Raw genomic sequence first — 13,031 nt, 5'->3', positions numbered from 1 at the left:
CAAAAGAATACAAATACAAAAGGTGTTCGGCATGTCAGGGCACATCCGAACGAATTTGGGAGACCGGTCCTTTGCGCTTCACCCTGCGACAAATTGAATATTTCATCGCGACGGCAGAATGTGGTTCGATTACGCTCGCGTCCGAACGGATTAACATTTCTCAACCTTCGATATCGACAGCCATATCTCAGCTTGAAGCAGAACTTGGCGCGCAGCTTTTCTTACGACGGCATGCGCAAGGGCTGTCTTTGACCCCTGTTGGGCGAGAAACATTGGCGGAAGCCAAACAGCTTCTGGAACAGGCGCAGGGATTGTATTTGCGCGTGTCTGAAGCGACGGGCTTGGTCCAAGGCAACCTTTCCTTGGGATGTCTGGTCACTTTCGCGCCGATGGTCTTGCCGCAGGTCGCCCATAGTTTTTCTGCCGATTATCCGAATGCGCGCGTTTTACCGGATGTGGCGGATCACGAGGTCCTGCTGTCCAAGATTGAACGGGCGGAACTGGACGTTGCGCTAACATATGATCTTCAGGTGCCAGAGGGGTTTGAATTCACCCCTCTGGCGGCTTTACCACCCTATGCGATGGTCGGGCAGACCCATCCTCTGGCCGGGCAAAGCGCGATCACGCTTGAGGAGCTGGCAGACCACAACCTTATCCTGTTGGATTTACCCCTGTCGCGTGACTATTTTATGGGGCTTTTTGCACGCTCCGGGCTAACGCCGAAAATCAGCGCGCGGCTTCAACATCAAGACGTGATCCGCACCATGGTGGCCAATAATTTCGGCTATACCATTGCAAATATTCGTCCTCGGGCATCAGCGGCGCTTGACGGGCGCTCTGTGCACAAGCTGCGCATTGCCGGCGAGCAAATGCCGATGCGTCTTGGATTGCTGCGAATTGCAGGCCGCGCACCCACCCGGATTGTCAGTACGTTTATCGAACATTGCGCCAGCATGATTTCGGACAGCTATATCCCTGGGATGGAACCGCCAATCATGATCCCAAAACGGGTTGAACGAACCTAAACAACTTTGGGCTTAGGCTATCCCTAATCGAAGGATCGCAACTCCATATTTCCGTTTGCTCCGAGCATCTGAACAATGCCAGTCGAACTTCCCGCGCCGTTTTTTTGCGGCGCGCCATGTCGGAGCCAGCCTTGACCAAGATCCTTACCGCCCTCGCCACGCCAGACCTCAGCACACCAGATCAGATCGTCGCGCAGATGACACCGCAAGAAAAGACAGATCTGCTGTCGGGCTTCGGGATGTGGAAGACTGCTGCCTTTGAACGTTTCGGCATCCCGACAACCACCATGACAGACGGAACATATGGTGTGCGCTATTCCATCCCGCAGATCGACGGGGACGAGAAAGGAGGCGAAGATCTTGATGCTTTCCTTACGATGGTGAATCAGCGTGCCTCAGATGTCGCGGTTGCCTGGGGCGAGATGAAGCCTGCAACCTGTTTTCCCAACGGCTCTGCTATGGGCAATAGTTGGGACACCGAATTGATGCGCGAGCTGGGTGTTCTTTTGGGTCGGGAATGTCGTGCGATGGGCGTGCATATGTTGCTTGGGCCTGGCATCAACATTCGTCGCACACCTCTGGCTGGGCGCAGTTACGAATATTATTCAGAAGATCCGCTTGTGACCGGCAAGCTGTCGGCAGCGGTTATCGATGGCGTGCAATCACAAGGCGTGGGCACTTCGCTTAAACATTTTGCCTGCAACAACTCGGAAATAGAGCGCACGACGATGGACAGCGTGATCGAGGAACGGGCCCTGCGCGAAGTTTATCTGAAGGGCTTTGAAATTGCGGTGAAGGCCGCGCAGCCTTGGACCGTCATGTCGTCTTACAACCGCCTCAATGGCGTGCAGACCAGTGAAGATAGCTGGCTGCTGACAGATGTGCTGCGCAACGATTGGGGCTTTGACGGTGTTGTCGTTTCTGATTGGCACGGGATTAAGGATCGTCCGGCGTCTTTGCGCGCTGGCGGCGACCTTGATATGCCCGAAAGCCCCCGTCGCAAGGCACAGTTGCTGGACGCAATTCAAAGCGGTGTTCTTCCCAATGCGCTGGTTGATCGCGCCTGCGTGCGGATGCTGAATTTTGTTTCCAAGGCCTTGGCGGGCGCACAAGAACCTGCACCCATGATCGAACCCACCGCGCATCATGCACGTGCGCGGGCAATGGGGGCGCAGTCGATGGTATTGGTTAAGAACAAAGGGGCCTTACCTGTAAAGGCGACGGCCAAACGCGTGCTGGTCGTGGGACGCGATGCCCAGACGCCGGTGATTCAGGGTTCTGGCTGCGCCACGACGATTCCGACAATGATCGACGCTCCGATGGAGATGCTTGCCGCGGCGTTGCCCGATGTGGATTTGATTCACCGGCTCGATGCCGATGCCGTAACCTGCGATCTGGCGAAGACGGCCGACGTTATTTTGGCGTATGTGTCGACCGAAGGCGCCTATGATGGTGAAGGCTCTGACCGCACGACATTGGCGCTTGGACCTGGCCAAGACGAGATGATCGCAGCATTGACCAAGACCGGAACGCCCGTTGCCGTGATCATCGCCTGCCCCGATGCGGTCGCTATGCCTTGGATTGATGCGGTGGATGCGGTGCTTGTCTGCTTCTACGCCGGACAGGCGATGGCTGGTGCTGTGGCCGATCTTGTCAGCGGTGCCGTGAATCCTTCGGGGAAGCTGTCCGTTACGTTCCCCCAACAGCTGTCGGATGTGCCCGGCCATCTTTCATATCCTGGCGAATTGGGCCGCCATATCTATTCCGACGGAATTCATGTCGGCTACAGGGGATATGCCGCGCGCGACGTAGCCCCGCTTTTTGCCTTTGGGCATGGCCTTTCCTACACACAGTTTGAATATAGTGACCTTACGATTTCGGCACCCTTGATCGCATTAGATGATACAATTGATGTGTCCTTTACCCTTACCAATACCGGCGATTTGGCGGGGGCAGAGGTCAGCCAGCTTTACCTTGTTGCAAAGGGACATCAGCTTCAGCGTAGCCCGATTGATCTGAAGGGCTTTGCTAAGACGCATCTGGAGCCTGGACAGAGCCGCCGCGTAATCCTAAGCGTTACAGGGCGCGATCTCGCCGTCTGGCATCCTGGGCAGGGGCGCTGGGTCTTGGAAGCGGAGCGGGCCGAAATTCTTATTGCGGCGGCATCAGATGATATCCGTTTGCGCGCGGCGCTCGATCTTGCGCCCTCCGTTTTGCCTTGGCGCCGCGTGGCCTATGACACTCAACCCGCCTATGTCCTGCCAAACCCCTATGCGCGAAGCGTCATCCGTGATTTCCTTGCGACCCGCTGCGCGATCACACCCGAAGAGGCGGATCGTGCGCTTGATCACTGCGCCAATTCCTTTTTCGGCATTTTCACGACCCTTGAACGCCGCTTGCGTATTTCAATCACTGAACAGGAGGCCATTAATGTGGTGGCCTCCATCAATGCGGCCATGGATGATGCAGAGGCGGCACTATGACCCATCTGCAGTGGCTTGCGGCTTTGATTGCGCATCCCACGATCAGCGCCGATAGCAATCTGGCGCTTATAGCCAAGCTGCGCGCGGCGCTGGAGACGGCTGGCGCAATATGCGAAGTATTTCCCGATACCACGGGGCAAAAGGCAGCCCTTCTGGCACGGCTAGGCCCGGACAGGCCGGGAGGGCTGTTGCTTTCGGCGCATCTGGACGTGGTGCCGATCGCAGGACAGCAATGGACCCGCCCCCCGTTTAAGCTGACCCAAGATGGCGACAGGCTTTATGGCCGCGGCACCACCGATATGAAGGGGTTTGTGGCATGCGTGATGACACTGACCCAGAGCCTACAGATCGCGCAGCTCAAAACGCCGCTCTGGATCGCGTTCTCCTATGATGAAGAGGTAGGCTGTGCAGGGGTGGGCGATCTGTTGGAGGCCCTTAGATCGCGCAAAATTCGCCCCGATTTGGTTTTGGTTGGGGAACCGACCAGCCTGCGGATCGGGCTTGGTCACAAGGGTAAAATCGGGTATCGCGCGGACTGTTCGGGCATAGCGCGCCATTCTGCAGAAGCCCCGCTGGCGATGAATGCTTTGCATCTGGCCACTGATCTGGTGATGTCACTGCGGGGACTTCAGGCAGAACTTGCAGCGGATGGTGTGCGCGAAGGCGGGTATTCGGTGCCCTATGCCACGGTGCATACTGGTGTGTTGGCAGGGGGCGAAGCGGTGAACATTGTGCCTGCGCGAGCGTATCTGCTTTTTGAAACCCGCTTCCCTGCCTCCGAAAGCCGAAGTAAGCTTGACAACCGTATTCGCGCCATGACTTTCCAAATTTCGAATGCCGCGACACAGCGCTTCGATGACACCGGGATAACCTTGACCGAAACGCTTTCCTACCCCGGTCTGTCCCAAGACCCCGATGTTGATGCGGTGATCACGCTGGCTGGCTGCCTTCCTGAAGGCACGGATACCTGTCGGCTAAGCTTCGGGACAGAAGGGGGGCTGTTTCAAGCTGCCTTGGATGTTCCGGTGATCATTTGCGGCCCCGGTGACATGGCGCAAGGCCATCAACCAGACGAATTCATCGAACTGGCCGAGTTGGAAAAATGCAATGCCTTGCTGCGACGGGCGGTAACAGCCTTCTGCGGACCGGTTGCGGCCTCTCCTGACCAGGCCGCAGCTGCATCTTAGGATGTGTCAAAGCATAAGCGCGGAAAATAGTAATTTATCCGAAGCCAGAGGCACCCAATGATAATCTGGCGCGCTCAATCCTCCCCGATGTGAGCGGCCCAACAGGAAACAGAGGACAAAATGAAACAGGGTAAACATCCGACCGTCTCACGCCGCACGTTCATGAAGACCTCGACCGGTCTCGCAATCGCGCTCGCGGCTCCGGCTGTGCTCAAGGGCAATCGCGCGTTTGCTGGTGAGACATTGATGGTCCGCGATATGGGCGGCACATTCTACGAGGGATTCAAGGCCGGTTTCTACGACAGCTTCACCGAAGAATTTGGTGTTACCATCCAGACATCCACCAATGAGCCCGATCCGATACCGCAGTATAAAATGGCCATCGACACCGACACCAAGCTGTTCGACGTGGCCTTGATGACGCCCGAGCATGTTCTGCGCTTGCGGCAATTCGGTGATCAATACCTGCTGCCGATGCAGCTTGATGTCGCTAATAAAGACGATTTCACCCCAAACACGTTTCAAGATGATTTCACTGGCGTCGCCATCTATGCATTGGCAATGGCTTACCGCACGGACACGTTCGGAAGTAATGGCCCGAAAAGCTGGGCGGATTTTTGGGATGTTGACACATTCAAAGGGCGGCGTGGCCTGTGGCGCAGTCCGGTGACGACGATGGAAATGGCATTGTTGGCCGATGGCGTGGCACTAAAGGACCTGTATCCACTGGATATTGATCGGGCCTTTGCGAGCCTTGATAAAATCAAGGATCACATCGATCTGTGGTGGACTTCAGGTGCGCAAAACACCCAAATCATGCAAAATGGAGAGGTCGATATGACCTCGGCTTGGTCCACGCGGGCACAAACCGCGATCGCATCAGGCGCGCCTGTTGAACTGGTCTGGAATGGTGGCCTGTATAACATTGACGGATGGACCATCGCGGGCAATAGCGAAAAGGCCGACCTGTCGCGCAAGTTCGTCGAGTGGTGCCTCGATGCCCAGCGCCAAGCCGCCTATACAAAGGTGTTAAGCTGCGGACCGACGAATATGAAGGCCTATGATTATATTCCCGAGGAGACGGCTGCCGTATTGCCGACTACGCCGGAACATATCTCGGGTCTGGCCCTGTTGGGTGCCGGGTATTGGGCTGACAATCAAGACGCTCTGACTGAGCGATTTGAACAGTGGATCCTCGCGTAGGCAGCTCCTTGCACTCATATTACCCTAGCCGGATTTCGCCCGGCTAGGGCCGCGCGTGTCGGGTCCATTCGATACGCTCCTTGCAAATATCATGCGAACCAGTTGAGCCTCCATGTCCCAAACCACCGCCGATCCCTCTGTTTCTTGCGCGCCTGCCGCGCCGCGTCGCCGGCTCTGGCGTCTGGATACGCTCTGGCTGTCCACGCCGGGGCTTATCTATCTGGCGGTGTTGTTGTTGCTGCCGGCAGGGGCATTAATCTTATTGTCTTTTCGTGATCCCGCCACCGGTGCCTTTGATCTGTCCGTCTACCGAAACCTCTTCGCCGCCGGGGTGTATGTGAAGACCCTGGTGAATACTTTTGTTATCTCACTTCAGGTGACGGGTGTCTGTGTCTTGATCGGGTTTCCCATTGCGGTCTGGCTGGCGGGAATGAGCGAGCGTCGCCGCCGTATGGCAATGTGGTTGGTTTTACTGCCCTTTTGGGTCAGCCCGCTGTTGAAGAATTTCGCTTGGATCGTGTTGTTGGCGCGCAAGGGGATAGTGGCGCAAATCCTGAATGGGCTGGGCATGGAGGGCGGGCTTGATCTGCTCTACGGACGCGGCGCAGTCGTGTTTGGCATGGCTCATGCGATGCTGCCCATTGCGATCTTGACGATGTTGCCTACGATGCTGGCAATTGACACACGTTTACAACCCGCAGCGATGACGTTGGGCGCCAGCCGTGGCCAAGCCTTTTGGCGCATATTCTTGCCGCTATCTATGCCCGGCGTTACTGCAGCAGGGTTGTTGATCTTCGTCATGGGGCTGGGGTTCTTTATTACCCCTGCACTGCTTGGATCCCCGCGTGAAACCGTCTTGGGTCAAACATTGATCACGCAAGTCCAAAAGCTGTTCAATATGCGTTTGGCTGGGGCGTTGGCGACGCTTTTATTGGTTGTGACGCTGTTGACGATCGCGCTGTATGACCGGGTTTTCGGAATGTCTTCCGTGTCGGGCCAGGGGGCGGGAAAATCGCATCATGGTCGTTTGTCGGCACGCGTGGGCAATGCGTTGATCAGCCTGTGTGCACAGGTTACCGATGCCGCTGCACGGGTGCTGCCCACCCGGCTAAGCCGTTGGTCACTGACAATTTTCGTCTGGATCATTCTCTTTGTTCTTATTGTGCCGGTAATTGCCTTCCCACCGATGGCCTTTAACTCTGCCTCTTTTCTGGAATTCCCGCCGACCTCGTTCTCGTTGAAATGGTTTGAAGCCTATCTGACCTCGGCGCAATGGACCGGTGCCACGGTGCGTTCGGCCGTGATTGCCCTCGCCGTTGGCGCGCTTTCGACGCTGATCGCAGGTGTGGCGGCTTACGGGATGGCGCGCTCACGGTCCAAGCTTAACGGCCTGGTCTTTCTGGCCTTCTTATTACCAATGATCGTGCCCAATATCGTGATTGCGGTGGCGCTGTTTTACGTTTTCGCTCAGATCGGGCTGATTGCAACGGATTTGGGTATCGCGCTTGGCCACACGCTGACGGCGCTACCTATTGTCTTTGTGATCTTGTTGACGACGTTTCGCAGCATGGATTGGCGGTTGTTGCAGGCTGCGGCCACTTTGGGGGCGTCGCGCTGGCAACAGATCCGGATGATCTTGTTGCCATTGGTCAAGGGGGGCACGATTGCCGGGTTCCTTTTTGGCGTGCTTCACTCGTTCGAAGAACTCACCATCGCAATCTTCGTCGGCGCGGGCGTAAAACAAACGCTGCCCAAGCAGATGTGGGATGACATCTTGTTGTCAATCCAGCCCACGCTCGCGGCAGCTTCGGTTTTCGTTATCTTCGTCGTCACCATTTTATTCGTTATCGCCGAGAAATGCCGCCCTCGTTGAGGAGGCCAGCGCCAAGCCAAAGGATCCAGGGCATGACCATGACCTCTCCCATCTTTGAATCGCAACCTGCTACGTCGTCGACAACGGCTGCGACCTTAACTGCCACGACATCTGCGCGCGCAAGCAAGTTGCAAGTGCGTGGTCTTGCCAAAACATACGGGCCGACGGTGGCGCTTGATCATGTGGATCTTGATGTGCACGACGGTGAACTGCTTACGTTGCTTGGACCATCAGGTTCTGGAAAAACAACGTTGCTGCAACTGATTGCGGGCCTGACAGAGCCATCCGCAGGCAAAGTGTTGATCGACGGGGTCGATCAAACCTTTGCACCCGTGAATAAGCGCGGGATCGGGGTCGTGTTTCAGAACTATGCGTTGTTTCCACATATGAGCGTCTCTGAAAATGTCGCGTTTCCGCTAAAGATGCGCGGCATGGCAAGCGCGGATATCGCGCCCAAAGTTAAAAAGGTGCTTGAAACCGTCGGACTGGCCCATGCGCATACGCGCTTCCCAACACAGCTTTCAGGTGGTCAGCAACAACGCGTGGCCTTGGCACGCTGCCTTGTCTACGATCCCGCGATTATCTTGATGGATGAACCGCTGGGGGCGCTTGATGCCAAGCTGCGCGAAATTATGCAGATTGAGATCAAGCGGATCCACCGTGACACTGGCGCCACGATCATCTTTGTTACCCATGACCAAGAAGAAGCCTTGGCGCTTTCGGATCGAATTTGCCTGATGTCGGACGGAAAGATAGCGCAGATCGACACGCCGCGTAAAATCTATGCCGAGCCCCAAAGCCTGTTCGTTGCAGATTTCATCGGTCAGTCCACAATTTTGAAAGGACGCGTTGCCGGGGCATATCTTGAAACGCCTTTGGGCCCCATGCCACATGGCCACGCGGGGCTGAAAGACGGTGTCGCTGGGGCGCTTGTTATCCGCCCTGAGGATATGCGTCTTAATGAAGGGCCTTATGAAGGACAGGTGGTGGAAACCGTGTTCGCAGGATCGGATCTGCGCGTCATTCTTGACGCGGCTGGCTGTGCAATCATGACACGTGCCCCCGCAAGCTTTGACCCGATGATTGGCGAGACGCTGCGCTTTGGCTGGGCCCAGGGGGCTGCACGCTATGTGCCCGATGACCATTCCGATGACTGAACCGCGCCCTATCCTTCTGGATTGCGATCCCGGTGTTGACGATGCGTTGGCGCTGTTGTGGCTTGCCGCACACCCGGAGCGGTTTGACTTGCAGGCCGTGACCGTGGTGGCGGGCAATGCCGGGCTTGAAAATACCGCGGCGAATGCGCGCCGAATCCTGGATTTCCTACGCTGTGATGGGGTTCCGGTTTATGCCGGAGCCAGTCGGCCTATTCTTAAAACGCAGGGCAAAACGTCGCTTGTTCATGGTGGGGATGGGCTGGGGGACATCGGTTGGCCGCCACCCTCGCGTGCGCCGGAAAAGATGCATGGCGCACAAGCGATTATCAATACGGCACATGCTTGTGCGGGCCGGCTTCATCTTGTCGCAACCGGGCCGTTGACGAATCTTGCCCTTGCGGTGTTGTTGGCGCCAGAGCTGCCTGGATTGATCGATGGGGTCACGCTGATGGGGGGCGCAGCCTTTGGGCCGGGGAATACGACGCCTGCCGCCGAATTTAATTTCCACGTTGATCCGGAAGCCGCGCATATCCTGTTTGAAAGCGGCATTCCGATCGTTATGGCCGGGCTTGATGTCACCCGTCGGGCTGTGCTTCCACCCCCGATCATGGCACAGCTTAGCGGGCCTCAGGCCCCCCTGAAGGGCATATGCGGCAAACTTCTTGCAGGCTATGATGATCCTTGTTTGCACGATCCCACAGCCGTGGCCTATCTGCTTGATCCGGCGCTATTTAAAGGGGTTGCCGCGCATGTCGCTATTCCTTGCACAGCGGGTGATACTGCCGGACAGTCAGTGGCTGCCATCAGTGCGCGCCATCTTGCGGGCCGCAGCCCCAATGCCACAGTTTTGACGGATCTTGATCCAGTCAAGTTTGCGACGCACTTTCTGTCCTCTATGGAAAAGCTTGAAGCACGCCTTAACGGCAATTGAGGGGGCGTCGGACCTTTTCATGCCCCCGTAGGCGTTATTCATTGCCCGGAACCCCGTATGAGGGGGCTGCACGCGGGTCAAGCGCGCGGGTCACATAGTCTTCAAGCTGGGGCTTATAGATGTCCCAGGCCGTAGCCAAAGCATCTATCGGGCAATCTTCGGTCCAGTCGCAGCGCAGATCAGCGACCGGCCACGCCACCTTATCCACCAGCAACATCCCCGCGGAATGTAGCGGACCAGCCTCGCCACCCGCGGCCAGGCCCGCCCGCATTGCAGCGATCAGGCGATCGCCAAGGTGCCCCGGCGCCGCGCTAAAGGCCGCTACGATGGCCTCTGGCACGCGATCATTTGCCAGCAAGTTTCCTGCCGAAACAACATTGGGTTGCACAGCCTGTGTCCAGATACCAAGAGAGTTCGGGCCGGAATGCAATGCCGTGCCACCGGCAGCATCTACTGCCAACACTTGCCGATATTCGACAAAGCGCGCGGTGGCTTGAATTTCTGCCACTGCCTCATCGGCGGACATGCCGCGTTCCATCAGGTCCAGCGTGCGTGGCCCCAACGTGGGGTCTGTAATATTTTGCGAAGCGACGGCACCCACCCCCGCGCGCGCATAGGCGCAGCGGGCTGCAACGGCCGGTGAGGAAGATGACACAGCAACGCCGAACATGCCGGTTTGGGCACAACGGGCGACAAGAGAAAATGTCATGGGATGGCCTTTCAGCGCTGGGTAGGAATGACGGCGGTGGCCTCAATTTCGACCAGCCAGTCAGGCCGTGCAAGCGCAGTCACCACAAGCCCTGTCGACACGGGATGCACGCCTTTGATATATTCGCCCATGGTCCGGTAAACGGCCTCGCGGTGGCGAACATCGGTCAAGAAGACCTGCACGCGACACACATGTTCCATCGCGCCGCCCGCCTCCTCCATCAATTGGAGGATATTTTGCATCACCTTATGGGTTTGTTCCACCGGGTCATGGCTGGCAATGGTTTTGGCATCGTCAAGGTTTTGTGGACATTGGCCACGCAGAAATACCATCTTCCCCTCTGCCACCACAGCCTGGCAAAGATCATTGTCGAGCTGCTGCTCGGGATAGGTATCGCGTGTGTTGAATTTACGAATACGCGTATGCGCCATGATGGCCTCCAGAAAATGCGCACAGGAGCGGCGTATCAGCTGCCCGCGCAGGAAATGACAGTGAAATTAAGCGTGTGTTTCGGCGGGTTTGGTGACGGCTGCATGCGCCTTGGCATGGTAGTCCATATATTTTGCCTGTGTCGTGATCTGATCGGCGACATGTTTCGCATCATGCCAGACCCCCCAGATAAAGCTGGAACCGCGCCGCGATTGCCACGGTAGACCAAGAAAGAAGATGCCCGGTTCCTTTCCGACGCCGCGTTGATGGATCGGGCGGCCCGCCGCGTCAAAACAATCCAGCTTCATCCAGGAATAATCGACACCGAAGCCGGTGGCCCAAATGACGGTGGTGATACCGGCCTTTGCAAGATCCAATGACAAAATCGGATCGGTTACGCAGACGGGCAAGGCGCCCAAATGATGGGCCTGCGGCTCCTCGGGCAGGTCAAGGCCATTGGCTACCACATAAGCATCAGCAGCGCGCAGCAAATTCAGGTGGTTTTCGTCTCCGCCTTCGATGTTGCGCCGCAGGTCATGGGCAAAATGCAATTGCCCGTCCGAAAAGGCACTGCTGCGCCCCAAAAGGGTAATCCCTTGCGCGGCCAAATCGCGGAAATCGATGGTCTGCCCGCCTCGGGCGCCACTGACCGCTATGGTCACATGTTCGGTGCCAGGGGCCGGTGTTTCCATATTCCACAGACCAAGCACACCAAGCCACCAGACGAAATCGCGGCCACGATAGGCGCGCGGCGGGCGATCATGAGGGCCGACTGACAAAAACACGTTGCGTCCAGCCCGGTTCAATTCATCCGCGATCTGAACACCTGACGAACCCGCCCCAATCACAAGGACACCGCCCGCGGGCAGATCATAGGAATTGCGATATTGGCTGGAATGAATTTGCCTAAGCGCGGATTTTGTCGGGATCACGTCGGGGATCACAGCCGTCTGAAAAGGCCCGGTGGCAGCCACAACATTACAGGCCTCGATAGGGCCTTTCGATGTCTCAACCCGGAATCCCGGGCGCCCTTCAAGCCGTGTGACGGAGCTTACCTCGACCCCGGTGCGGATCGGGGCGTTGATCATCTTGGCATAGGACTCTAGATACTCCGCCACACCTTGCTTGGATACGAAAGCGTCGGGATCGGCGTCGAATTCCATACCGGGGAAGCGATCATGCCAGGCAGGGCCGTTCGCAACAAGCGAATCCCAGCGATGCGTGCGCCACGCCTCCGCAACCCGAGAGCGTTCCAGAACTAAGTGCGATACACCAGCATTTCCAAGGTGCTCACTCATCGCGACGCCAGCCTGTCCGGCTCCGACAACAAGGGTATCAACGCGTTCGATCGACATACAGGAGATCCTTTCACTGCCGGCAAAGAAAGGGCCGGCTTGGTCAGGATCGATCTTAGTAAAGGTCTGACTTCGTGAAAATTATGGAATTTGTAGTCATTGATTAGGTCGATCCTATGCCCGGCATAAAATGCACATATCGGGGGCGAAGCCGGTGATGTCTTTTGCCGTCGGCGATGCGGTCGGCCAGCAAGCATTCAACATCACACGGCGCCAGCGTCTGATCTGCTGATACCATCAATCACGCTGCGGTTCCTTCGTATTCCCCCGTCACGCGCCTGCCGCAATCGGGCTTTGGATGTTCAGGTTTCATGAGAATGTTGAAGGCGTTCCTCTTGCTCCCGCGCTTCTTTCTTAAGTTGCTCTTCCTTCTCGCCGTCGCGGTGCGACTTGATCGACAAGAATATGGTCGCACCAAGGACACTGACTTTGAAGATGCCGAGGACTATTGGAACCCAGATCATCGTTTCTCTACCTTCTCCGATTTCAAAAACAGACGCAGGACGGCGGTATCTTTGGATATGTGCCGGTTGTCCTAGACGTCCCCACCGTGTGCATTCGCCAGAATAGCAATGTTCTGGCGACTCAAAGATGAAATGCTTTATGCAATCATTTATTTAAATTGATCGATTATTGCAATGATCAAATTGCAATATTCGCGCCGCTGACGCCCAAGGTT

The 13,031-nt window shown here is 56.7% G+C and carries 11 protein-coding genes; 7 read left to right on the top strand and 4 right to left on the bottom strand.

What is annotated here, in order from left to right:
• The first annotated feature begins 71 nt into the window (after positions 1-71).
• The 7 genes from BFP70_RS09990 to BFP70_RS09960 all read left to right on the top strand — a co-directional run bounded on the left by BFP70_RS09990 (position 72) and on the right by BFP70_RS09960 (position 9,859).
• On the top strand, positions 72-1,025 hold the full coding sequence (locus tag BFP70_RS09990) for a LysR family transcriptional regulator (RefSeq protein ID WP_066011430.1): 954 nt from the start codon (positions 72-74) through the stop codon (positions 1,023-1,025).
• A 131-nt stretch (positions 1,026-1,156) separates the two neighbouring features.
• On the top strand, positions 1,157-3,508 hold the full coding sequence (locus BFP70_RS09985; RefSeq protein WP_218059669.1) for a glycoside hydrolase family 3 C-terminal domain-containing protein: 2,352 nt from the start codon (positions 1,157-1,159) through the stop codon (positions 3,506-3,508).
• Positions 3,505-4,695, top strand: coding sequence for an acetylornithine deacetylase (gene argE, locus BFP70_RS09980; protein WP_066011429.1), 1,191 nt, complete (start codon positions 3,505-3,507; stop codon positions 4,693-4,695). The genes BFP70_RS09985 and argE overlap by 4 nt, the downstream gene beginning before the upstream one ends.
• Before the next feature lie 120 nt (positions 4,696-4,815).
• A complete protein-coding gene (locus tag BFP70_RS09975; RefSeq protein WP_066011428.1) occupies positions 4,816-5,898 on the top strand; it encodes an ABC transporter substrate-binding protein in 1,083 nt (360 codons plus the stop codon).
• Positions 5,899-6,010: 112 nt separating this feature from the next.
• The gene (locus BFP70_RS09970; RefSeq protein ID WP_066011427.1) at positions 6,011-7,771 is read left to right on the top strand and encodes an ABC transporter permease subunit; all 1,761 of its coding nucleotides are present in this window, start codon (positions 6,011-6,013) and stop codon (positions 7,769-7,771) included.
• 32 nt (positions 7,772-7,803) lie between these two features.
• A complete protein-coding gene (locus BFP70_RS09965) occupies positions 7,804-8,928 on the top strand; it encodes an ABC transporter ATP-binding protein (RefSeq protein ID WP_255356661.1) in 1,125 nt (374 codons plus the stop codon).
• Positions 8,921-9,859: a nucleoside hydrolase gene (locus tag BFP70_RS09960; RefSeq protein ID WP_176715544.1), complete on the top strand. Its 939-nt coding sequence runs from the start codon at positions 8,921-8,923 to the stop codon at positions 9,857-9,859. Before BFP70_RS09965 ends, BFP70_RS09960 begins: the two co-directional genes overlap by 8 nt.
• 34 nt (positions 9,860-9,893) lie before the next feature.
• Here the strand turns inward: BFP70_RS09960 and BFP70_RS09955 are convergent, their stop codons facing one another.
• The 4 genes from BFP70_RS09955 to BFP70_RS21030 form a co-directional block, all read right to left on the bottom strand.
• Positions 9,894-10,568, bottom strand: coding sequence for a DUF1028 domain-containing protein (locus tag BFP70_RS09955; RefSeq protein ID WP_066011425.1), 675 nt, complete (start codon positions 10,566-10,568; stop codon positions 9,894-9,896).
• An 11-nt stretch (positions 10,569-10,579) separates the two neighbouring features.
• Positions 10,580-10,999: a RidA family protein gene (locus BFP70_RS09950; protein WP_066011424.1), complete on the bottom strand. Its 420-nt coding sequence runs from the start codon at positions 10,997-10,999 to the stop codon at positions 10,580-10,582.
• Between the two features lie 66 nt (positions 11,000-11,065).
• The gene (locus BFP70_RS09945) at positions 11,066-12,352 is read right to left on the bottom strand and encodes an NAD(P)/FAD-dependent oxidoreductase (RefSeq protein WP_066011423.1); all 1,287 of its coding nucleotides are present in this window, start codon (positions 12,350-12,352) and stop codon (positions 11,066-11,068) included.
• A 302-nt stretch (positions 12,353-12,654) separates the two neighbouring features.
• A complete protein-coding gene (locus BFP70_RS21030) occupies positions 12,655-12,816 on the bottom strand; it encodes a hypothetical protein (RefSeq protein WP_176715543.1) in 162 nt (53 codons plus the stop codon).
• Positions 12,817-13,031: the final 215 nt, after the last annotated feature.

This window comes from Thioclava sp. SK-1 (assembly GCF_001705665.1).
Lineage (GTDB): Bacteria > Pseudomonadota > Alphaproteobacteria > Rhodobacterales > Rhodobacteraceae > Thioclava.
The sequence above is the reverse complement of the archived record's forward strand: the minus strand, read 5'-3'. Positions and strand labels throughout refer to the sequence as shown.